This is a genomic window from Streptomyces sp. RKND-216 (genome assembly GCF_004795255.1).
Taxonomy (GTDB): domain Bacteria; phylum Actinomycetota; class Actinomycetes; order Streptomycetales; family Streptomycetaceae; genus Streptomyces; species Streptomyces hazeniae.
On sequence record NZ_SSBQ01000002.1, the window covers coordinates 1,430,847 to 1,452,593 of the forward strand.

20 protein-coding genes and 1 riboswitch are annotated in these 21,747 nt (G+C 72.0%); of the genes, 8 read left to right on the forward strand and 12 right to left on the reverse strand.

What is annotated here, in order from left to right:
- Window positions 1–8: 8 nt before the first annotated feature.
- The 6 genes from E4198_RS06075 to E4198_RS06100 all read right to left on the reverse strand — a co-directional run bounded on the left by E4198_RS06075 (window position 9) and on the right by E4198_RS06100 (window position 6,996).
- Window positions 9–1,115, reverse strand: a complete 1,107-nt coding sequence (locus E4198_RS06075) for an ABC transporter ATP-binding protein (protein ID WP_136182265.1) — start codon at window positions 1,113–1,115, stop codon at window positions 9–11.
- Window positions 1,112–2,110, reverse strand: coding sequence for an ABC transporter permease (locus E4198_RS06080; RefSeq protein ID WP_136182266.1), 999 nt, complete (start codon window positions 2,108–2,110; stop codon window positions 1,112–1,114). The genes E4198_RS06075 and E4198_RS06080 overlap by 4 nt, the downstream gene beginning before the upstream one ends.
- 110 nt (window positions 2,111–2,220) lie before the next feature.
- Window positions 2,221–3,990, reverse strand: coding sequence for an ABC transporter substrate-binding protein (locus E4198_RS06085; protein ID WP_168711378.1), 1,770 nt, complete (start codon window positions 3,988–3,990; stop codon window positions 2,221–2,223).
- A gap of 55 nt (window positions 3,991–4,045) precedes the next feature.
- On the reverse strand, window positions 4,046–5,047 hold the full coding sequence (locus E4198_RS06090) for an ABC transporter permease (RefSeq protein WP_136182268.1): 1,002 nt from the start codon (window positions 5,045–5,047) through the stop codon (window positions 4,046–4,048).
- A 279-nt stretch (window positions 5,048–5,326) separates the two neighbouring features.
- Window positions 5,327–6,148: an enhanced serine sensitivity protein SseB C-terminal domain-containing protein gene (locus tag E4198_RS06095; protein ID WP_136182269.1), complete on the reverse strand. Its 822-nt coding sequence runs from the start codon at window positions 6,146–6,148 to the stop codon at window positions 5,327–5,329.
- A 56-nt stretch (window positions 6,149–6,204) separates the two neighbouring features.
- On the reverse strand, window positions 6,205–6,996 hold the full coding sequence (locus E4198_RS06100) for an enhanced serine sensitivity protein SseB (RefSeq protein ID WP_136182270.1): 792 nt from the start codon (window positions 6,994–6,996) through the stop codon (window positions 6,205–6,207).
- A gap of 204 nt (window positions 6,997–7,200) precedes the next feature.
- On the opposite strand from E4198_RS06100, the gene E4198_RS06105 reads away from it, so the two are divergent.
- Window positions 7,201–7,890 carry a hypothetical protein gene (locus E4198_RS06105; protein ID WP_136182271.1) on the forward strand — a complete coding sequence of 230 codons (690 nt, stop codon included), beginning with the start codon at window positions 7,201–7,203 and terminating at the stop codon, window positions 7,888–7,890.
- Window positions 7,891–8,023: 133 nt separating this feature from the next.
- On the opposite strand, the gene E4198_RS06110 is transcribed toward E4198_RS06105, so the two are convergent.
- Window positions 8,024–8,611 carry an AAA family ATPase gene (locus E4198_RS06110; RefSeq protein ID WP_247597866.1) on the reverse strand — a complete coding sequence of 196 codons (588 nt, stop codon included), beginning with the start codon at window positions 8,609–8,611 and terminating at the stop codon, window positions 8,024–8,026.
- A 384-nt stretch (window positions 8,612–8,995) separates the two neighbouring features.
- A riboswitch (glycine riboswitch) is annotated at window positions 8,996–9,107 on the forward strand.
- Window positions 9,108–9,251: 144 nt separating this feature from the next.
- Between E4198_RS06110 and gcvT the strand changes: the two genes are divergently transcribed.
- From gcvT to E4198_RS25675, 5 genes are all read left to right on the forward strand, one after another.
- Entirely contained in the window at window positions 9,252–10,394 is a 1,143-nt protein-coding gene (gene gcvT, locus E4198_RS06115) for a glycine cleavage system aminomethyltransferase GcvT (RefSeq protein WP_136182273.1), read from the forward strand.
- 87 nt (window positions 10,395–10,481) lie between these two features.
- Window positions 10,482–10,862, forward strand: a complete 381-nt coding sequence (gcvH, locus tag E4198_RS06120) for a glycine cleavage system protein GcvH (RefSeq protein WP_027765918.1) — start codon at window positions 10,482–10,484, stop codon at window positions 10,860–10,862.
- 61 nt (window positions 10,863–10,923) lie between these two features.
- The gene (gene glyA, locus E4198_RS06125) at window positions 10,924–12,198 is read left to right on the forward strand and encodes a serine hydroxymethyltransferase (RefSeq protein ID WP_027765919.1); all 1,275 of its coding nucleotides are present in this window, start codon (window positions 10,924–10,926) and stop codon (window positions 12,196–12,198) included.
- A gap of 74 nt (window positions 12,199–12,272) precedes the next feature.
- On the forward strand, window positions 12,273–13,655 hold the full coding sequence (locus E4198_RS06130) for an L-serine ammonia-lyase (protein ID WP_136182274.1): 1,383 nt from the start codon (window positions 12,273–12,275) through the stop codon (window positions 13,653–13,655).
- A 91-nt stretch (window positions 13,656–13,746) separates the two neighbouring features.
- A complete protein-coding gene (locus E4198_RS25675; RefSeq protein WP_281727964.1) occupies window positions 13,747–13,878 on the forward strand; it encodes a hypothetical protein in 132 nt (43 codons plus the stop codon).
- A gap of 78 nt (window positions 13,879–13,956) precedes the next feature.
- Here E4198_RS25675 and E4198_RS06135 read toward each other — a convergent pair whose 3' ends face one another.
- Window positions 13,957–15,003 (reverse strand): PhlD, encoded by a 1,047-nt coding sequence (locus tag E4198_RS06135; RefSeq protein WP_136182275.1) that lies wholly within the window; start codon window positions 15,001–15,003, stop codon window positions 13,957–13,959.
- A gap of 101 nt (window positions 15,004–15,104) precedes the next feature.
- Window positions 15,105–15,941, reverse strand: a complete 837-nt coding sequence (locus E4198_RS06140; RefSeq protein ID WP_136182276.1) for a helix-turn-helix domain-containing protein — start codon at window positions 15,939–15,941, stop codon at window positions 15,105–15,107.
- 158 nt (window positions 15,942–16,099) lie between these two features.
- On the opposite strand from E4198_RS06140, the gene E4198_RS06145 reads away from it, so the two are divergent.
- Together E4198_RS06145 and E4198_RS06150 are read left to right on the forward strand one after the other, a co-directional pair.
- Entirely contained in the window at window positions 16,100–17,011 is a 912-nt protein-coding gene (locus E4198_RS06145) for a hypothetical protein (RefSeq protein WP_136182277.1), read from the forward strand.
- Between the two features lie 56 nt (window positions 17,012–17,067).
- Window positions 17,068–17,571 carry a hypothetical protein gene (locus tag E4198_RS06150; RefSeq protein WP_136182278.1) on the forward strand — a complete coding sequence of 168 codons (504 nt, stop codon included), beginning with the start codon at window positions 17,068–17,070 and terminating at the stop codon, window positions 17,569–17,571.
- A gap of 31 nt (window positions 17,572–17,602) precedes the next feature.
- Here E4198_RS06150 and E4198_RS06155 read toward each other — a convergent pair whose 3' ends face one another.
- From E4198_RS06155 to E4198_RS06165, 3 genes are all read right to left on the reverse strand, one after another.
- Window positions 17,603–18,628, reverse strand: a complete 1,026-nt coding sequence (locus E4198_RS06155) for a LacI family DNA-binding transcriptional regulator (RefSeq protein WP_136182279.1) — start codon at window positions 18,626–18,628, stop codon at window positions 17,603–17,605.
- Between the two features lie 254 nt (window positions 18,629–18,882).
- Window positions 18,883–19,683 (reverse strand): SAM-dependent methyltransferase, encoded by an 801-nt coding sequence (locus tag E4198_RS06160; RefSeq protein ID WP_136182280.1) that lies wholly within the window; start codon window positions 19,681–19,683, stop codon window positions 18,883–18,885.
- 164 nt (window positions 19,684–19,847) lie between these two features.
- Window positions 19,848–21,440 (reverse strand): DHA2 family efflux MFS transporter permease subunit, encoded by a 1,593-nt coding sequence (locus tag E4198_RS06165; protein ID WP_247597570.1) that lies wholly within the window; start codon window positions 21,438–21,440, stop codon window positions 19,848–19,850.
- Window positions 21,441–21,747: the final 307 nt, after the last annotated feature.

The following is a 21,747-nucleotide window of genomic DNA, read 5'->3' on the forward strand; positions in this document are numbered from 1 at the left end:
GTCCTCGCTCACAGCTTCGGCGCTATCTCTTCGTTCCAGATGCGTGTCCGGTCCTCCTGCGACATGTGGCAGGCGGACCAGTGGCCGCCGTCCACCTCGCGGAGTTCGGGCCGCTCGGTGCGGGTGACGTTGCCCTTGGGGACGTCCGCGTACGGGCAGCGCGGGTGGAAGGCGCAACCGTCGGGGATGTTGATCAGGCTGGGCGGCGAGCCCTTGACCGGGATGAGGCGTTCGGTCTGGTCGCGGTCGATGCGCGGCATCGAGCCGAGGAGGCCCCAGGTGTAGGGGTGCTGCGGCTCGTAGAAGACCTTCTCGGCGGTGCCGCGCTCCACGCAGCGTCCGCCGTACATCACCAGGATGTCGTCGGCGAGTTCGGCGACGACGCCCAGGTCGTGGGTGATGACGATGACGGCGGAGCCGAACTCCTTCTGAAGGTCCCGGATGAGGTCGAGGATCTGCGCCTGGACGGTGACGTCCAGGGCGGTCGTCGGCTCGTCGGCGATGAGGAGTTCGGGGTTGTTGACCAGCGACATGGCGATCATGGCGCGCTGGCGCATGCCGCCGGAGAACTCGTGCGGGTAGCTGTCCACGCGCTGGTCGGGCTGCGGGATGCCGACGCGGTCGAGCATCTCCACGGCCCGCTTGCGTGCGGTCTTCTTGTCCACGTCGTGGTGGATGCGGTACGCCTCGACGATCTGATGCCCGATGGTGAAGTACGGGTGCAGGGCCGACAGCGGGTCCTGGAAGATCATGGCCATCTCGCGGCCGCGCAGCTTGCGCACCTCGTCCGGCGGGGCCGAGAGCAGGTCGGTTCCCTCAAGCAGGATCTCGCCGGAGATGCGGGCCTTCTGCCGGCCGTACTGGCCGACGGTGTGCAGGCCCATGATGCCCAGCGAGGTCACGGACTTGCCGGAGCCGGACTCGCCGACGATGCCGAGCGTCTTGCCCTTCTCCAGCGTGAAGCTGAGCCCGTCGACGGACTTGACCAGCCCGTCCTCGGTGGGGAAGTGCACGTGCAGGTCGCGGACCTCGAGGAAGGACGTCGAGGGGGCGGACGCGACGGAGCCGGAGAGGGGCTCGCCGACTGCCGCGCCGGTCTTGTTCAGGTCGGTCATCCCAGCCTCACTCGCGGGTCGATCACGCCGTACATCAGGTCCACGACGAGGTTCGCGATGACGACGGCGAGGGCGGTGATCAGCGTGACGCCCAGGATGAGCGGCAGGTCGCGCTGGTCGATGGCCCGCAGCACCGCCTGGCCGAGGCCGGGCAGGCTGAACGTGGTCTCCGTCAGGATCGCGTTGCCCATCAGCATGCCGAGATCGACGCCCAGCAGGGTGAGGATGGGCGTCATCGTCGACCGCATGGCGTGCTTGCGGATGACGACGGGTTCGCGGACGCCCTTGGCGCGGGCGGTGCGGATGTAGTCCTCGCCCATCACCTCGAGCATGGTGGCGCGGGTGAGGCGGGCGTACATGGCGCCGAAGAGGAAGGCCAGCGTCACCCAGGGGAGGACCATGCCGCTGAACCAGGCGGTGAAGCTGTCCTCGAGCGGGGTGTAGTCGCGACGTACCCAGCCGAGGCTGCCGGCGAAGATCGCGAGCGAGATCAGACCGGTGAAGTAGATGGGGAGCGAGACGCCGCCGAGGGCGAAGACCATGGCGCCGCGGTCCCAGAGGGTGCCGCGCTTGAGGGCCGAGAGCACGCCGGCGCCCAGCCCGATGATCATCCACAGCACGGCCGCGCCGATGGCCAGGGCGAACGTGACCGGGAACCGGTCGGTGAGCTGGGGCCAGATCGCCTGCTCGGTGTTGAAGGAGTAGCCGAAGCACGGGGCGGGGCAATGGGTCACCGAGCCGCCGCCGACGTAGTCGCGGCCGACGAGGATGCCTTTGAAGAACTCGAAGACCTGCACCAGGATCGGTTCGCCGAGCTGGAGCTTCTCCCGAACCCCCTCAAGTGCCGCCTGGTCGGTCACCTTGCCGACGTACATCGTGGCCGGGTCGATTCCCGTCCACTTCGGGATGAGGAAGAAGATGCTGAAGACCGCCAGTACGACGACGACCAGCAACACTACGGCGGCGAACAACCGCCTGATGAGATAAGTGAGCACTGCTCTCGGCCCGGGGCGGCCCGGCGGCCCCGGAGTTGATCCGGGGCTCGCCGGGCCGCCAGCACGGCCCTCACCTGCCCTTCGTGCCTAGCGGCGGGTGTGCCGGTCGGTTACTTGACGCCAACAGAGGAGAAGTCGTACTGCCCGCTGTAGGCGTAGGTGGAGTAGACGTTCGTCGCGCGGTCCGAACGCCAGGTCAGGATCTTCTCGAAGGTGAAGGGCAGGTAGTACGCGCCCTCCATCACCTTGGTGTTGATGGACTCGGCGATCTTCGTCTTCTCCGCGTCGTCCTGGGAGTCGATGAAGTCCTGGAAGGCCTGGTCGATCTCCGGGTCGTCGATCATGGCGAAGTTGTTGTTGCCGTTGTCCAGGATGTAGTCGCTGTGCCACAGCGGCATGCCGTAGCCCTGGACGGTGTTGAAGTCCGGACCCCAGCCCATGATGATGATGCCGTAGCCCTTGTTCTTCACCACGTCGGGGTTGCCGATGATGCCGGAGGTCTGGGCACCGTCGTACTGCGAGATGCTGGCCTCGATGCCGACCTCGGCGAGGGATGCCTGCAGCGCCTCGGCGGAGTCGACCTCAACCGGCTTGTTGTTGCGGACCGCGATCTTGGTCTTGAAGCCGTTCGGCTTACCGCACTTCTTCAGCTCTTCCTTGGCCATCTTCACGTTCGCCGCGCCGTCGTTCTTGGCCAGGCCGTACATGTCGAAGTCCTTGTCGGAGCCCGGCACCATCGGGGGGAGCATGTTGGTGCCGATGTCGCCGCCGGCGATCGGGCCGCCGCGGGCGGTCTGGATCGACTTGTGGTCGGCGCCGTAGATGGCCGCCTTCCGGCAGTGGATGTTGTCGAACGGCTTCACGTGCTGCGGGAAGACGGCGTAGCGGATGTAGCCCATGGTCGGGTTGTCCACGTTCGCCTCGTGGTCCTGCAGCGCGTTGGCGCGGCCGGCCGGGCTGAGACCGGTGCCGTTGAGGTCCAGGTCGTAGTTGCCGGCGATCAGGCGCTTGTCCATCTCGTTGGCGTTGGTGATCAGGTCGACCGTGATCTTGTCCGGCAGCGCCTTGCGAACGGTGTCGCTGGCGCGCTCCCACTCCGTGTTGCGCACCAGGACGATGCTCTTGTTCGGCTCGTAGCTCTCGAACTTGTACGGGCCGTTGGAGAACGGGTTCTGGCCGTACTTGGACCGGGTGTCCTTGTCCTCGCGGACCGGGGACGCCGACGGCATCGCCAGCATCTCCTCGAAGTCGCTGTTGGCCTTCGGGAGGTTGAAGACGATGGTCTTGTCGTCCGGCGTCTCGATGCCCGCGAAGCCGTCCTTGTCCTTGTACGGACCCTCGAACTCACCGTCGGGGTCCATGGTCTGCTTGATGTAGACCGGACCGCCGGGCAGCACGCCCTGCGCCCACTGGCGCTCGATGCCGTACTTGACGTCCATCGAGGTGACGGGCTTGCCGTCCTGCCACTTGACGTCGTCCTTGAGCGTGTACGTGTAGGTCTTGCCGTCGTCGGAGACCTCGGCCAGGCCCTTCGCCAGGTCCGGCTTCAGCTCCAGCCCCTTCTCGCCGGGTGCGGCGGCCGGGGTGACGAGTTGGCGGGTGTAGTACCGCATGAAGTTCCACGCGAAGCCGTAGTAGCCGCGTGTGGTGTCCCAGGAGTCGGCGTCCTGGGTACCGATGAACTTCAGCGTGCCGCCCTTGGCGTCGGACGCGTTGGCGACCTTGCCGACACCGGCGTTGCGGCCCGCGCCCTCGCTGCCGCCGCCCTCGTCCCCGCCACCGCCGCCGCAGGCGGCCGTGGAGAGCAGCGCCGCGACGACGGCGGCCGAGGCGGCTGCCCGCCGCCGGCTCGATGTGCGTAGGAATCTCACGATGCGCATCCTCCGTGGTGATGGCGGCCCGTACGGGTGAGGGGCCGTGGGTGATACATGGGGGTCAGCGGGATCCCTTCGGGTCGAGGGCGTCGCGGACGCCGTCGCCGAAGAGGTTGAAGGCGAGCACGGTGATGAAGATGGCCACGCCGGGCACCACCATGAACATCGGGTCCTGCTCGTAGTAGTCGATGGCGGAGGAGAGCATCTGCCCCCACGACGCCGTCGGCGGTTTCACACCGGCACCCAGGAAGCTGAGGGCCGCCTCGGTGAGGATGTTGGTCGGGATGATCAGCGTGGTGTAGACGGTGATCGGCGCGATCAGGTTCGGCAGCAGTTCCTTGAAGAGGATGTAGCGCCGGCCGGCACCGAGGCTCTGCGCGGCCTCGACGTACTCGCGCTCGCGCAGCGAGAGGGTCTGGCCGCGGACGATGCGGCCGATGTAGGGCCAGCCGAAGAAGCCGATCACCAGCACCATGACGAACAGCCGGACGCCGGTGCCCTCCAGGCCGAGGAGCTGGTCGGGCATGACGGCGATGAGCGAGATGATGAAGAGGAGCTGCGGGAAGGCCAGCAGGATGTCCATGACGCGGCTGATCAGGGCATCGATCCAGCCGCCGAAGTAACCGGCGAGGATGCCCATCACGGTGCCGACGATGACGGCGACCATGGCGGACAGGAAGCCGACCAGCAGGGAGACGCGAGCGCCGTAGACGATGCGCACGAAGACGTCGCGGCCGTTGACCGGCTCGACGCCCAGCAGGTGCTCTGAGCTGATGCCGCCCAGCGAGCCGGTCGGGGTGCCGAACAGCGGGTCGATCAGGTCCTGGTGGTACTTGTACGGGTCCTGGCCGACCAGGGTCGCGATCAGGGGCGCGAAGATCGCCACCAGCACGAGGAACAGCACCGTGAAGCCGCCGGCGAGGGCGAGCCTGTCCCGCTTCAGACGGTTCCAGGCGATTCTGCCCAGCGAACGCCCTTCCACGTCCTTCTTCGGCGTGTCAGCGGCAACCGCGGTCTCGTCGGCTCCCTCGGCCGTGACCGTGTCGTGCAGTGGTGCCGTCATCGTGGTGAGGACCCCTCTCGACCGGTGGTGACCGGCCCACGCCCGCCGCGGTAGCGGCTCTTGTACTGCTGTTCGCTTCGGAGGCCGTCGGGCCTCATGGCTCGGGAGTCTTCATCGGGGCTGCGATCACCCGCCAGGGTTCACCGGGAAAGGATGCGCAACTGTGATGTGCCGCACCCGGCGCCGGTATCCGGACGCATGAACTCCGTCAGCGGTACGAAGGATGGCGTTCTGTCCGCTTCCGCGTGCGTTTGCACGGGCGTTTGCGCGAATCGCGCGTCAGTACACGCGGGGGTACCCCTGTGCGGACGCCGCGCCGCCGCCGGTGACGCCCCCGGGGGCCGCGCCGGCGTGCGCGTCACGGTCGAAGAACGGGCGGGAGTTGGCGCGCAGCCACATCGCCACGGGGTCGTAGTCGTCGGCCATCGCGACGCTGGACACCGCGAGCCCGTCCGGCACCGCGCCGACGGACTGGCGCACCATCAGCCGCACGTCCTCGGCGGCGCGGTCGCCGTCCTCGTACAGGTCGTGGCCGATGGCCAGATACGGCGGCCCCAGCGCGGGCTGCACCCAGGCGCGGCGCAGCGCGCGGATGTTGGGCGTGCGGTGCGCGTTCTGCGCGAGGAGTGCGTAGAACTGCGGAAGTTCGAGGGTCGGTTCGCTGATCCGAAGGGGTCCGGCGGGAACCTGGTCGATACCGGTGGCGATGCGGCGCAGGTCGAGCCAGGGGATGCCGACACCGCCGCCGGGAGCGTGCGGATTCAGCCAGACGCCCCAGCGCTGCCGGAAGAGAGTGGCCGCGACACGGCGGCCGGTGACCACCTCGTGCGCCCGGGTCCAGCCGGAGGCGGCGAGCTCCTGGGGGGAGGTGACGCAGGGGGCGTAGCCGTACCCGTCGACGTCCATGTTCCCGTACTGCGCATCGTGCGAGCCGGAGGTGCCCTGCCAGAGCAGCATCCACAGCTGACCGTCGGCGAGTGCGTGCAGCAGAGCCTCGTAGGTGTCGAACCGGTCGGGCGACACCTGGCGCAGCAGCTGTTCGACACGTTCACCCGAACCGGAACTCGCGCTCACGAGGCCGCCCCCTTGTCTTGTGGTCATCTCTCGCCGGTGGTCTTCCCGGCCGGGCGCCGCCGGCCCGTACCCATCCAATCAGCTTACGAGTCGGCCCTGACGTAGAAGGGGCGCACACACTGGCGCATCCACTCGACCACCGGGTCCTCGGCGGCGTCCAGCAGCACCAGCTGGACCGGCCACTTCACCGGCACCTGCTCCAGCGCGCGGGCCAGCGCGTCGTGCGCGGCCTGCCTCGACTCCGGCTCCAGGAGGTCGAGTTCGACGCCGACGTACAGCGCGGGCGGATCGCCCTCGGCGCTGGCGAGTGCCCGGCGCGCGGTGCGCACCGGGGCGACGACGGCGAACTCCCCCGCAGCGGCGGCGAGGAAGTCGACCGGCTCGTCCTGCCAGTCCGGCTCGAACAGCCGCATCCGCGCGCCGCCGGAGACGCCGGTGAGCCGTTCCGCGGGGGTGTTCCGGCAGAGCTGGGCGACGGCCTCCGGCGGCACCGGGGCGCCGACGGTCCCCTCCGGGTTGACCGCGATGCCCACCTGCGGGGGCAGACCGCGGGCGAACTCCCGCACGGGGGCGATGGCGAAGGACACGTGGGCGCCGACGACCTGCAGGTACTGCTGCTCCGAGCTGAAGACCGGGACGTAGGGGGCGCCGTCGAGTTCGACCGTGGGCACGTTCAGGTCGCTGCTCTGCGGTCCGCCGCCCTCCGGCAGCGGCACCCAGACACTGCTCCGCGCGAGGACCTCCAGCAGCCGGGCACCCGCACCGGGAGTGCCGAGCGCGGCGGCGAGGGTCTCCTCCAGCTCGTTGCCGGGCCAGCCTCCGCCGTGACCGGGCCCGTACTGCTGCGGCTGCTGAGGCTGCTGCGGAATGGTCATACGGTCACCCTAGCGTCGGCTTCCGGCCCCGACGCCCCTCCGGTACCGCTCCCGTCGGGCTCGCGCGGCGGCGCCGGCGGCCCGGCTGCCACCTGCGGCACTCACCCGAACGGTCACGGATCGCGACCGTCCGGTTGCGCGCCGCACACATCCGGCGAAATCTGGATCCCGCCCCTTCGCGCATATTCGAGAGGAATCGTCCCCATGCGTGTCAACAAGACGGTATCCGCCGTGTTCGCCACCACCATCGCCGGCGCGGTCGCGCTCGGCGGCGTCACCGCCGCCACGGCTTTCGCCGCGGACGAGCCTCGCCCGCAGGCCGCCCAGCAGGCCCCGCTGCCCAAGGCCCAGAAGCTCCAGCAGCAGACCCGCGTGCTCGGCGAGACCGGCGATGTCCTGCACCCCGTGGCCGAGCTGATCGACTCGGTGCTCAACGCCCCCGAGGGCCGGCTGTCCCAGCGCGAGGCCGACCGGCACGCGAAGGCCGTCCAGGAGGCCCTGGCCCCGCTGCAGGCTCAGCAGACGCAGAACTCGTCTGACCGCGCCCCCCGCGCGAACCTGACCGCGCGCGCCGCGGTCGCGCTGGAGGCCCAGGTCGACGAGCTGCTGCAGGCCGCCGAGTCCGGCAACCAGCGCCGCATCGCCAAGGAGGCGGAGGCCACCGTCCAGGCCACCGTCAACGTAATGGCCGCCGTCGTCGCGGACGGCGAGCTGCCCGCCCCGGACATGAACGGTCTGTCGCAGCCGCAGGACGCCGCGCCGAACGCCCAGCGCGACGAGCAGGACGCCCAGGAGGAGGGCCCGCAGCTCGCGGAGAACCGCCTCGCCCCGGGCGACGCCGAACTGGAGATGCTCCCCGGCGACGCGGAGCAGGAGCTGCTTCCCCAGGAGTAAGCCCGACTCCTCCGCCGGGACGCGCCGCACAGTGTCCTCGTACGTGGCCCGCCGCCCCTTCAAGGGACGGCGGGCCACGTGCTGCGCGGGCGCCGGCCCTGCCGGGCGCCCAGGGCTCCGGGCAGGGGCCGGGCTATTCGAAGGCGACCGAGAGGAGGGCCGCCGCGGCGTCGCGGTCCAGGAGGACCACGGAGGCGCAGCCCTCCGGGAGGCGCCCGGCCTCCACGTCGGCGAGCAGGCGGCCCAGGGCCCGCCGGTGGCGGGCGAAGGCGTAGCGCGAGACCGTGCGGCCGCGCTCGGCCTGCCCGGCGAGCGCGACGGGCGGCGGCACGTCGAGCACCACGAGGTGCAGGCCGCGACCACGGCGCCGGGCGTCGGCCGCCAGCCAGCGCCGCACCCAGCTCTGCGTGCCGCAGTCGTGCACCACCACACTGCCGCCGGAGGCCAGCGAACGCCGCAACCCGGCGTAGTGCGCGGCGCGGGCGAAGGGTCGGTAGAGCCCGTACGGCAGCCGCCGCGGCAGCCGCCGCTGCCAGCGCTCCCGGGTGTCCTGCGAGTCGATGCGCGCCACCGCCCCGGTGCCGACGACGGTGCGGGCGATCAGCGTGGACTTCCCGCTGCCGGGCAGCCCGGAGACGACGACCAGGTCGCCCGCCGGGAAGCGGAGCGTGCCGGCCGCGGCCGTCCCGCGGAGGTCGCGGCCGGCGACCGCGGACACCACCGGCTCCGGGACCCCCGCCCCCACCGCCGACGCAGATGCGCTGCGCAGACTCTCCACCCGCGGCCCTCCCCTTCCCCGTGCCGCTGACGCGCGGCGCTCCTAGGCGGCATACCCCCAGAGAGTGTCAAGAATAGGTAATGAGCGGCAAGGAGATGCCCGGGCATGCCCGAGGTGCGGGACGCGGACCGGCTCGCGGATCGCTTCCGCAGGGGCCCCCGCGCACGCCCCCACGGCCCGCCGTCCCGTGGCGGGGCATGGCGGCGCGGCCACCGCTCGCGGTCGCGGCGAGGCGCCGGGCGGGCGCGGAGGGATCGGTCCGCGCCCGCAGGGGTCACCGTGGGCGGGGGCGTGCAATGATGGCCCCCGAACTCCATACCGGCCGCTTGAATCCGCGCGGGAGAGTTCCCGCCCGTGGTCCGCTGGGCACACGGGTCGGGACGCCGAAGGAGCAAGATCCTCCCTTGAATCTCTCAGGCCCCGATACCGCGCAGGACGAGGCAGATCTGAAAAGCGGGCCGCGGCGTGCCGCCGCAGCCCCACCCAAGGTGCAAGCCGCCGCCCTGCCGGGCTCGTGGCGAACCTCTCAGGTTCCGATGACAGATGGGGAGGACATCCGTGTCACCAGCCTTGGGAGCCCCACATGAGCACGACATCCGGTACCCCGCCGCGCACGACCGCGCTCGACGCCGTGCACCGCGAGCTCGGTGCGACCATGACCGACTTCGCAGGCTGGGACATGCCGCTGCGCTACGGCAGCGAGCGTGACGAGCACCAGGCGGTGCGCACCCGCGCCGGCCTGTTCGACCTCTCCCACATGGGCGAGATCACCGTCACCGGACCGCAGGCCGGTGAGCTGCTGGACTACGCGCTGGTCGGGTACCTGTCGAAGCTCAAGGCCGGCCGGGCCCGCTACACCCACATCTGCGACGAGAACGGCGGCATCCTCGACGACCTGATCGTCTACCGCACCGGCGAGGCGGAGTTCATGGTCGTCGCCAACGCCTCGAACGCGCAGACCGTGCTGGACGCGCTCGTCGCCCGCCAGGCCGGTTTCGACGCGGCCGTGCGCGACGACCGGGACGCGTACGCGCTGATCGCCGTGCAGGGCCCCGAGTCCGCGGGCATCCTCGGCCGGGTCACCGACGCCGACCTGGACGGCCTGAAGTACTACGCCGGGCTGCCCGGCACCGTGGCCGGGGTGCAGGCGCTTATCGCACGCACCGGCTACACCGGCGAGGACGGCTTCGAGCTGTTCGTCTCCACCTCCGACGCCGTGACCGTGTGGCAGGCGCTGACGGCCGCGGGCCAGGACGCCGGGCTGGTGCCGTGCGGGCTGAGCTGCCGCGACACCCTCCGCCTGGAGGCCGGCATGCCGCTCTACGGCAACGAGCTAACGACCTCCACCACCCCGTTCGACGCCGGCATGGGCCGGATCGTGAAGTTCGAGAAGACGACCAACGAGGGCCGCTTCGTGGGCCGCGAGCCGCTGGAGGCCGCCGCGAAGCAGGCCGAGACCGCGCCGCCGCGCAAGCTCGTCGGCCTGGTCGCGACCGGCCGCCGGGTGCCGCGCGCCGGGTACGCGGTGGTCTCCGCCGCCGACGGTACGGTGATCGGCGAGGTCACCTCCGGGGCGCCCTCCCCCACGCTGGGCAAGCCCGTCGCGATCGCCTACGTGGACGCGGCGCACGCCGAGCCCGGCACCGAGGGCGTCGCGGTGGACATCCGCGGCAGCCACGAGCCGTACGACGTCGTCGCGCTGCCGTTCTACAAGCGCGAGAAGTGAGCGCCGGGCCGCAGCGCGCGGCCCCGCCCCCGTCTCAGCATCCGCACCCTCCCCCCGCACACAGCGTCCTTCCAGGAGAATCGCACCATGAGCAACCCCCAGCAGCTGCGTTACAGCAAGGAGCACGAGTGGCTGTCGGACGCCGAGGACGGCGTCTCGACGGTCGGCATCACCTCGCACGCCGCCGACGCGCTCGGCGACGTCGTGTACGTGCAGCTCCCCGAGGTCGGCGACACGGTGTCCGCGGGCGAGACCTGCGGCGAGCTGGAGTCGACGAAGTCGGTCAGCGACCTGTACGCCCCCGTGACCGGCGAGATCACCGAGATCAACCAGGACGTCGTGGACGACCCGTCGCTGGTGAACTCCGCTCCCTTCGAGGGCGGCTGGCTGTTCAAGGTGAAGCTCGACGGCGAGCCGGAGGACCTGCTCTCCGCCGACGAGTACGCCTCCTTCACCTCGGGCAGCTGAGGCCCGCACCGGGCTCGCCCGCCGAGCACCGCCCTTTCCCCGGAAGGACCCAGGACTCCAGATGTCTCTTCTGAACAGCTCCCTGCACGAGGTGGACCCGGACGTCGCCGCCGCCGTCGACGCCGAGCTCCACCGCCAGCAGTCCACCCTCGAGATGATCGCGTCGGAGAACTTCGCTCCGGTCGCCGCGCTCGAGGCGCAGGGCTCCGTGCTGACCAACAAGTACGCCGAGGGCTACCCGGGCCGCCGCTACTACGGCGGCTGCGAGCACGTCGACGTCGTCGAGCGGCTCGCCCGCGACCGGATCAAGGAACTCTTCGGCGCCGAGGCCGCCAACGTGCAGCCGCACTCCGGCGCCTCCGCGAACGCCGCGGCGATGTTCGCGCTGCTCAAGCCGGGCGACACCATCATGGGTCTGGACCTGGCCCACGGCGGTCACCTGACCCACGGCATGAAGATCAACTTTTCCGGCAAGCTCTACAACGTGGTCGCCTACCACGTCGACGAGAAGACCAGCCAGGTCGACATGGACGAGGTCGAGCAGCTCGCCAAGGAGCACCGGCCGCAGATGATCGTCGCCGGCTGGTCCGCTTACCCGAGGCAGCTCGACTTCGCCGCGTTCCGCCGCATCGCCGACGAGGTCGGCGCGCTGCTGATGGTCGACATGGCGCACTTCGCCGGCCTGGTCGCCGCCGGGCTCCACCCGTCGCCCGTGCCGTACGCCGACGTGGTCACCACCACCACGCACAAGACGCTCGGCGGCCCGCGCGGCGGCGTGATCCTCTCCAAGAAGGACTTCGCCAAGAAGATCAACTCGGCAGTGTTCCCCGGTCAGCAGGGCGGCCCGCTGGAGCACGTGATCGCGGCCAAGGCCGTGTCGTTCAAGATCGCGGCGAGCGAGGAGTTCAAGGAGCGCCAGCAGCGCACCCTGGACGGCGCCCGCATCCTCGCCGAGCGCCTGCTCCAGCAGGACGCCGTCGACGCCGGCGTGTCCGTGCTCTCCGGCGGCACCGACGTGCACCTGGTCCTCGTCGACCTGCGGCACAGCGACCTGGACGGCCAGCAGGCCGAGGACCGCCTCCACGAGGTCGGCATCACCGTCAACCGCAACGCGGTGCCGAACGACCCGCGCCCGCCGATGGTCACCTCCGGCCTGCGCATCGGCACCCCGGCGCTGGCCACCCGCGGCTTCCAGGCGGACGACTTCCGCGAGGTCGCCGACGTCATCGCCGAGGCGCTCAAGCCCGGCTTCGACGACGGCAAGGCCCAGGCGCTGAAGGCCCGCGTCAGCGCGCTGGCCGCAAAGCACCCGCTCTACCCGGGTCTGAACAAGTAGCACCACGACGGGCCCGCGCCGGCGACCCCGGCGCGGGCCCGTCCGCCCCCAACGGACAAGGGAGTCCGCCCACCATGGCCATCTCCGTCTTCGACCTCTTCTCCATCGGCATCGGCCCCTCCAGCTCGCACACGGTCGGACCGATGCGCGCGGCCCGCATGTTCGTCCGCCGCCTCAAGAACGAGGGCGCCCTCGCACAGACCACCTCCGTGCGAGCGGAACTCTTCGGCTCGCTCGGCGCGACCGGCCACGGCCACGGCACCCCCAAGGCCGTACTCCTCGGCCTGGAGGGCCACTCCCCCGCCACCGTGGACGTCGAGCAGGCCGACGCCTGGGTGCAGCGCATCCGCCACGACGGCCGGCTCCGCCTCCTCGCCGCCGAGATAGGCGACGCGCACGAGATCGCGTTCGACGAGTCGAAGGAACTGATCCTCCACCGCCGCCGCTCCCTCCCGTACCACGCCAACGGCATGACGCTGTGCGCCTACGACGAGGACGGCGCCCCGCTGCTGGAGAAGACCTACTACTCGGTCGGCGGCGGCTTCGTCGTCGACGAGGACGCCGTCGGCGAGGACCGCATCAAGCTGGACGACACCGAGCTGCGGTACCCGTTTCGCACCGGCGACGAACTGCTCCGCCTGACGCAGGAGACCGGGCTGTCCATCTCCGCTCTGATGCTGGAGAACGAGAAGGCCTGGCGCACCGAGGCCGAGATCCGCGAAGGGCTGCTGGAGATCTGGCGCGTGATGCAGGCGTGTGTCGCGCGCGGGCTCGCGCAGGAGGGCATCCTCCCCGGCGGACTCAAGGTCCGCCGCCGTGCCGCCACCTCCGCGCGCCAGCTGCGCGCCGAGCGCAACGCCGAGGCGCACGCCATGGAATGGGTCACCCTCTACGCCATGGCTGTCAACGAGGAGAACGCCGCGGGCGGCCGCGTCGTCACCGCCCCGACGAACGGCGCGGCCGGCATCATCCCGGCCGTCCTGCACTACGCGATGAAATTCGTCCCGGGCACCGATGACGAAACGGTTGTGCGCTTCCTGCTGGCGGCCGGCGCCATCGGCATGCTCTTCAAGGAGAACGCCTCCATCTCCGGCGCCGAGGTTGGCTGCCAGGGCGAGGTGGGCTCGGCCTGCTCCATGGCCGCCGGCGGCCTCGCCGAAATCCTCGGCGGCTCCCCCGAACAGGTCGAGAACGCCGCCGAGATCGGCATCGAACACAACCTCGGCCTCACCTGCGACCCTGTCGGCGGCCTCGTCCAGATCCCCTGCATCGAGCGCAACGGCATGGCGTCGGTCAAGGCCGTCACCGCCGCGCGCATGTCCCTGCGGGGCGACGGCCGCCACCACGTCTCGCTGGACAAGGCCATCAAGACGATGAAGGACACCGGCGCAGACATGAAGGTCAAGTACAAGGAGACCGCCCGCGGCGGCCTCGCGGTGAACGTCATCGAGTGCTGACCGATTGGGTCGTGGGGCCCGCAGACGCTCTCGCCGGGCTGCGGTTCCTCCAGGGCCGCAGTCCGACCGTCCACGGCATTCTCCGCCTTCCGTGGACGGAGCCGGTCCGGAGCTCCGCGCCAAGCGGGAGAAGTACCCGCCCTTCGTGCGCAACGTCTACATCACGACGGACGGACAGACACCGCGCTGCCTGAACGACATGCACACGCCTCCGGAGCGGTAGGAAGCCGTTGCTGCGAGGATCGGGGGCTTCTGGGGGCTTACTCCCCCTTTCCGAGCCGGTTCGAGCGCTGAGGCGGCGTCAGGGCGTGTGCCAGTGGCCGGTGAGGGCGGTGGCGGTGAAGCCGGGGCCGTAGGCGAGGAGGAGGCCGGGGGCGCCGGGTGGGGGCGGGTCGTCGTGGTGGCGGGCGAGGACGTCGAGGACGGCGGCGCCGCCGAGGTTGCCGCGTTCACGGAGGCTGTGCCAGGAGCGGCGGAGGTCGCGTTCGGCGTCGAGGCCGAGGGCTGCGGCCGTGTCGGTGAGGATGCGCGGCCCGCCGGGGTGGACGACGGCCCACTCGGGGGCGGGGTGGGTGTCGAGCCAGGGCCGCAGGTGTGGCAGGACGTCGCCGGTGGCGGTGAGCGCGGCGCCGGTGGAGTCGAAGTGGAGGCCGCCGGCGTCGAGTCGGCCGCGGTAGCGGTCGGTGCTGTGGGGCAGCAGGATCTCGGTGTGGTCGGTGACGGCGAAGCCCGGGCCGGCCGGTGCGCGGGTGACGAGAGTGGCGGCGGCGGAGTCGCCGAAGAGCGCCTTGTAGATCATGGCTTCGAGCGTGGTGTCGGCGTGCTGGTAGACGGTGCTCAGCGTCTCGGCGACGACCACCAGGACCGTTTCGGCGCGCCCGGTGCGCAGGAGGTCCGCGGCGCGGGCGAGGGCGTGCGCGCCGCCGACGCAGCCCAGGCTGCCCATGGGGACGCGGGCCGCGTCGGGGCGGAGTCCGAACGCGTTGCAGAGCGCCACGTCGAGGCCGGGGGAGGTCCAGGAGGTGGTGTGGCTGGTGACGACGGCGTCCACGCGGGAGGGGTCGGTGCCGGTGCCGTCCAGCAGGCGGGAGACGGCCAGGACGGCGTGGTCCCGGGCGTCCTCGTAGGCCTGCCGGTTGCGTGCGGCGATCTCGGTCGTGCCGGTGACCTCGGGCAGCGGGCGCATGAATCGGCGGCGTTCGACGCCGAGGCGGGCTATCACGCGCCGGATGGCCGCGAGCTTGGGGTGTCCAGGGTGTCTCGCCGTGATGTCGGCGAGGATCTGGTCCGTGGTCACCTCGTGCGCGGGTACGGCGATCTCGGGCCGGGCCGAGTACGCGACCGTCATGTTCCCCCCAGCTTCGGAGCCCGTGGCGGGCGAAGCGAATGTACCGGCATTCCGGTTCGAGCGTAGGGAGAACCGGGGCCGAGGGGAACACCGCTCTGGGCTCAGGAAGGGGCCGGAGCGGGGAGAGCGGGGGCGGCGGGGCCGGGGGTGAAGTGGACGACCATGAAGCGCGCGCCGGCAGCGGCAATCAGGTTGGCGGCGCCGATGTGGGCGTGGCCGGGGCCGAGGCGGGGGTGGTGGAGGGGACGCACGTCGCCGTCGGGGTGCATCTCGGCGCGGGGGTCGCGCCGGTAGAGCGGGCCCGCGACCGGGTCGTCCATCACCTCGTGCACGATGCGGGTGAGGGTGTGCTGGTAGGGGCGGGCGGCGTGCGCGATGCGGAGCTGCGCCATGACGGCCGGGGCCCACGCTGTCTCCCAGTCGACCAGGGTGCGTCCGCGTGCCTCGTCGTCGAGCAGCATCCAGCGGAGGACGTTGCTCGGCGGCCGTGCATCGGGGAACAGTTCGGTGAACGCGGGGTTGTGGCCCAGCAGGGTCCAGTCGCCACTGATGATGTAGGCCATGCTCGCCAGTTCGCCGCAGATACGGTGCCACACCTGGGGGATGTGGGTGTCCGCGTGCGGGTCGAGGACATCCGGCGGCTCCTGGCCGAGCGCGTAGGCCCACAGTTCCCGCCACTCGATCGCGGTGAGTTCCAGGGCGCGGCCGACGCCTTCGAGGAGTTCGCGGGAGGGGCGCTGGATCTTTCCGCGTTCCAGCCGGGCGTACGTGTCGGGGCGGGCGGCGAGCAGGGTGTCCATGTCGTTCTGGGTGAGGCCCTCGGCGTGCCGTCCGCGGGGGTCCGCGGGGGCGGTGAGTCCCACCTGTTCGGGTGACACGCGGGCGCGCGCGGCGCGGAGAAGGTTCTGCAGTTTCTCTGGCTGACCTGCACGTTTCATGTTCCGTTCCCCTCTCGGTTTTCCCTGACATTATTCACGGGGAAAAAGTCGCTCTGGGAAAGCCGCAGGTGGGCTTGACACGCTCGTGACAGTCGGGCCGTCCGGCCCGGCGCCGCATCGTGGGCACGGCCGCATCGTGAACGTCGGCCGGGAGCGCGATGCCCGTCCTCGACCTGCCCGGGAGGCCGGACGTGCTGACCCTTCGCGACCTGACGGACGGCGGGAACCCGCTGTTGGCGTACCTCTACCCGGTGCCGGCGCGGGCCGAGGAGCACGGCCGGTACACCGTGGAGCAGGCGGAGGTGTGCGGGGCCGACGGCTCCTCCCCCTGTGACCTGCGGCCCGGGGCTCTCGCCGTGCTTCCCCCCGACGCGTGCCGTGCCGGCGCCCGGGTGGGCGACGTGGCGCGGGCCCTGGCCCGTCAGCGGGCCGGAGCGGTCGTGCTGGCCGGGCCGGGGCACGAGCCGCCGGACCCGGGCACGGTGTCGGCGCTCGGCGAGGCCACGTCTGCGGCCGGGCTGCCGCTGCTCGTCCCGGTACGGCCGTCGCCGGCCTGGCAGGTCGTCGCGGCGGTACGGGCGGCCCGTCACCAAGCGGCCGCCGCCCACGCCCTGCGGCTGGCCGCCCTGATGCGCTGCGTGGACGGCCTGTACCGCGCGGGAGACGGGCCGGAGGGCCTGCTGGCGCACCTCGGCGAGTCCACGGACGCCGGTGTCTACCTCGCCGAACCGTCGAGCACGGGCTGGCGGCTGCTGGCCGACGACGGGTGCGAGGAGGCGCTGCTGAAGGCCCGTGCGCACGGCACCGGCCCGTCCGGTGCCGCCGTGCGTACGGCGGGCGGGGATCACGTGCTGCTCGCCGCGGTCGGCGACCGGGGGCCGTTCGCAGTGTTGGCGGGCGTCCGGGGCCGTGAGGCCGGGCCCTGGCCGGACCACCTGCGCGAGGTGCTGGTGCTCGCGACCACGCAGACGGCGCTGCTGACGCGTCGCGCCGCGCGGACGCCGGAGACCGCGCCTGCGCCCGGCCCCCCTTTCATCCCTCGTCAGCCGACCAGCGCTCCGGCGGGCTGAGAAGCAGCCGCCCGCCCACCGACCGTCACCCGCCCACCCGTGAGGAAGGCCGCCCCATGCCCTTGCTCCCCCGCAGCGTCCGCCGTCCGCCCGACGCCGACGCGCTCACCGTCTACCGCCCGCTCCGCTCGCCGCGACCCGCGGCGCCACGCGGCCAGCTCGCCCGCGGCCGCGACGGCCGGTGGTGGTACCGCACCGACACCGACGCGGGCCCCGGCACCGCCGGCCGGCGCCGCGCCGGCGAGCGGGAGGACGGGACACTGCCGGCGCTGCTGCGCCCGGATCTGGACCACGCGCTGCGACGCCGGGTCGAGCTGCTGGCGCGGATGGAGCGCGCCGACCACGCCGATGGCGGACTCGTGCCGCTGGTGGAGGCGTTCTGCATGGTCGGCAGCCGGGAGATCGTGGACCTGGAGACCGGTCTGCACGCGGCCCACCAGGCGTGGCGGGCGTCCCGCCGCCCGGGCGCGGCTCCGGGGGCGTGGATTCCCGCGCCGCGTGCGCTGGCACGCGTCGCGGAGAGCCTGCGGCCCGGGGGTGGTTCCGCGCCGGTGGCGTGACCGGAGCCGTCACCGGGCGGGACTGCTTCGGTCACGCCGAGGCGCGGTGGACCAGCTCGGTGCGCAGGATGACGTGGCGCCACGCGGTGCCGGGCGTCGCGATCTCCTCCAGGAGGACGCGGATCATGGTGCGGCCCATCTCCTCGATGGGCTGGCGGACGGTGGTCAGCGGCGGGTCGCAGTGGCGGGCGAGGTCGGAGTCCTCGAACCCGACGACGGCCACGTCCTCCGGCACCCTTCGGCCGGCCGCCCGCAGGGCGCCGAGCGCGCCGAGCGCCATCGGGTCGGAGGCGGCGAACACGGCGTCCAGTGCGGGTGCGTCGCGCAGCAGCCGTTCGGTGGCGGCCCGTCCGCCGGTTTCGGTGAAGTCGGCCGCGGCCACCAGCGCGGGGTCGTACGGCCGTCCCGCGGCGTCGAGCGCCTGCCGGTAGCCGGTCAGGCGGCACTGGGCGACGTACATGTCGGCGGGTCCGGCGACGGTGGCGACGGTGGTGCGCCCGGAGTCGAGGAGGTGCCCGACCGCGGCCCTCGCGCCGCCGACGTTGTCGCTGTCGACGTAGGAGCAGGGCTCCTCGGCGGAACGGCGTCCGCTCATCACGGTGGGCACGCCGAGTGCCGCGAGGGTGTCGGGCAGCGGGTCGTCGACGTGCATGGAGGCGAGCAGGACGCCGTCGATCCGCCCGGCGCGGGCGTACTGCACGAAGCGCCGGCGTTCCTTCTCCGAGCGGACGAAGGTCAGCAGCAGCTGCATCTCGCTGTCGGCGAGTTCGTCCCCCACACCGTGGATGAGGTCGGAGAAGTACGGTTCGGCGAACAGGCGTTTCTGGTGCTCGGGGATCACCAGGGCGATGGCGTCGGTGCGGTTGCCGGCCAGGGCGCGGGCGGCGCGGTTGGGAACGTAGCCGAGCTCGGCGATCGCCTGCTCGACGACGAGGCGCGTCGACTCCCGGACCCGCGGCGACTTGTTGACCACGCGGGAGACGGTCCCGCGCCCGACTCCGGCGCGGGCCGCGACCTCCTCCAGAGTCGGCCGCGCTGCCGGCCTCCGCTGCACCATGACGGCCTCCCTGCCGACTTCTTCCGGGTCCGCGAGCACCCCTGCATGAGAGCGCTCCCAGCACTCTGATCGCCGAGAGTCCTGTTGGGCGACGGGCTCGTCGTACAGGAGGAAGAGTACGCCCGGGGACTGTGGGAGCGCTCCCGCCATGCCGCAGGCCGTTCCGGAAACGGCTGGGTCCGCCCCGCCGCGCCGTTGCGGACAGGCGCGGCGGGGCCCTCCTCCACGCCGGGTCCGGGGAGCGAGTGGGACGTTCAGCCGTTCTTGCGGCCGACTCCCCCATAGCAGGCGACCTCGGGCGGTTCGCCCCACGGCATGGCCTCCGGGCGCCAGCGCGAGCAGGTCACCACGCCGGGCTCCAGCATCTCCAGCCCCTCGAAATAGCCGGCGAGTTGCTCCGGGGTGCGGGGCGTGTACGGCGCGGCCGGCTTGGACGCGTTGTGGCGGCGGATGGCTTCGACGTACGCGGGGTCGGTGCTGGTGCCGTCGTTCAGCCCGAGGTAGCTGCCCGGCGGGAGGGCTTCCATCAGCCGGGAGACGACCGACCGGGCCTGGTCGTAGTCCGGTACCAGGCCGAGGATGCCCATCAGCATCAGGCCGACGGGCCGCGAGAAGTCGAGGGTCTTCGCGGCCTGTTCGAGGATGCTCTCCGGGTCGCGCGCGTCGGCCTCGATGTACGCCGTCACGCCCTCCGGGCGGCTGGTCAGCAGGGCTTCGGCGTGCACCAGGACGAGAGGGTCGTTGTCGACGTAGACGATGCGCGACTCGGGAGCCACCCGCTGGGCGATCTCGTGGGTGTTGTCGACCGTGGGGAGACCGGTGCCGATGTCCAGGAACTGCCGTATGCCCTCCTCCCCCGCCAGGTGGCGGACGGTGCGTCCGATGAACGCCCGCGAGTGCCGGGTCACGTCGACCATGCCGGGAAAGAGTTCGCAGATCTTGTCCCCGGCCGCCCGGTCGACGGGGTAGTTGTCCTTGCCCCCCAGGAGGTAGTTCCAGATGCGCGCGGAGTGCGGCACGGAGGCGTCGAAGGCGGGGGACGGATCGTCGGTCATCGGGCTGCTCCTCGGTGGTGACGGTCTGTTGCCAGCAGTCTCGCCGACCGGGGCGCTTCGCGGGAACGCCCGGTCGCATTCGTCACCCGAGCCTCCGGCGGGAACCTCCCGGCACCGGTGCGGTCCCGCCCAGGGCGGCCCGGACCGCCCCGGGCGGGACGCGCTCAGCGCTCAGCGGGCGGGGGCGGGCGGAGCGGCGCGCCGGCCATCGGGCACTCGTACGGGCAGGGTTCGGCCGCCGCACGCCTCGCGGTGCGCGGCGCGGCCTCCTGCTCCCGTTCCGACTCGCCCGCCGGGGGTGTGCCCCGGGGCACGGGTCCCGGGGACTCCGGGGGCGCAGCGGGCTCCGCGAGGACGTCGCCGCGGATGGTGAACAGGGCGAGAAGGCCACCGGCAGCGGCGAGAGCCGCGGTGATCAGCATGGCCGTGTGGAAGCCGTCGGTCAGGGCGCCGGGGTCGGTGAAGTCGCGGCCCGCGATCCCGGCGAGGGGCGGGAGCGCGGCGACAGCGGCGAGCTGGGCGACGCGGGAGACGGCGTTGTTGATGCCGGAGGCCACTCCGGAGTGTTCCGCGGGGGCGGCGGCGAGCACGGTGGCGGTGACCGGGGCGACGGTGACGGACAGGCCCAGGCCGAAGACGACGACGGCCGGGAGCACGGCGGTCGCGTAGCCGCTGCCCGCCTCGATGCGCAGCATCAGCAGCATGCCGCAGGCCAGCAGCAGCGGCCCGACGGTGAGCGGCAGGCGCGGGCCGATGCGCTGCGCCAGCCCTCCGGCGCGGGAGGAGAGCAACAGCATCAGCAGGGTCACCGGCAGCGAGGCGATCCCCGCTTCGAGCGGCGAGTAGCCGAGCGAGGTCTGCAGGAAGACCACGAGCAGGAAGAAGACGCCGCCGAGTGCCGCGTACACGACGACGGTGACCGCGTTGGCGGCGAGGAACTGCCGCGAGGAGAAGACCGCGAAGGGCAGCATCGGCGCCGGTGCGCGCCGTTCGGTGACGACGAAGGCAGCCGAGGCGACGAGGCCGACGAGGAGGGCCGCGCCGATCACCCAGGCGGAGAGGTGGCCGCGCGGACCCTCGATCAGGGCGTAGGTGAGGCAGCCCAGGGCGAGCGTGGCCAGCAGCCCGCCGCGCAGGTCCAGGCGGCCGGTGACGGTGGGGTCGCGGCTCTCCGGCACGTGCCGTGCGGCGGCGGCCAGCACGAGGAGGCCGATGGGCACGTTGATCAGGAAGATCCAGCGCCAGGACAGCGCTTCGATCAGGTAGCCGCCGACGAGGGGTCCGAGTGCGGAGGCGACGCCGGAGAGCGCCGACCAGGCCCCGATGGCGCGGGACCGGTCCTCCGGCCGGTAGGCGGCCTGGATGATGGCCAGGCTGCCGGGCGTCAGCAGCGCCGCGCCCACGCCCTGGAGCGCACGGGCGATGATCAGCGTCAGCGGGTCGGGGGCGAGGGCGCACAGCACCGAGGGCAGCGTGAAGCAGACCACGCCCGCGGAGAAGACGCGGCGGCGGCCGTAGCGGTCGGCGAGCGAGCCGCCGAGCAGGATCAGTGCGGCGAGGGTGAGCAGGTAGCCGTCCAGCACCCACTGGAGTTCGGACACGTCGGCGTCGAGGTCGTTCCCGATCGAGGGGAGCGCGACGTTGACGACCGTCGCGTCGAGGAAGCCCATCGCCGAGCCCAGCACGGTGGCGGCCAGCACCCAGCGGCCCGCGGCGGAGCCGTGGGCGACGGTGCCGGGAGCGGAGGAGGCGGTCACGCGCGTACGGGTGGCCGGTCGCCCGGCGGCGAAACGGGTGCGCTGGGCGTCGGGCCGGGGGCACCGTCGCCCCACGCCCGGCCGGCCCCCTTCAGGGTCGCGTGGGGGTGCCGCCGCGGACGACACCGACCCACGCTGTCCCGCAGGGCCGCTTTCTGACCGAACGGGCTCCCTGTCGTGTAACCGTCCGTCGGCCTCGTATTCCCGCAGCGGGCCTCGATTCGCTTGTTCCGGGCACGGACCCGAGCCTGTGCGCTTGGTTCGCGCGAGGTACCTTGGGCAGCATGACGGGGGTCCGTGGAAGGCC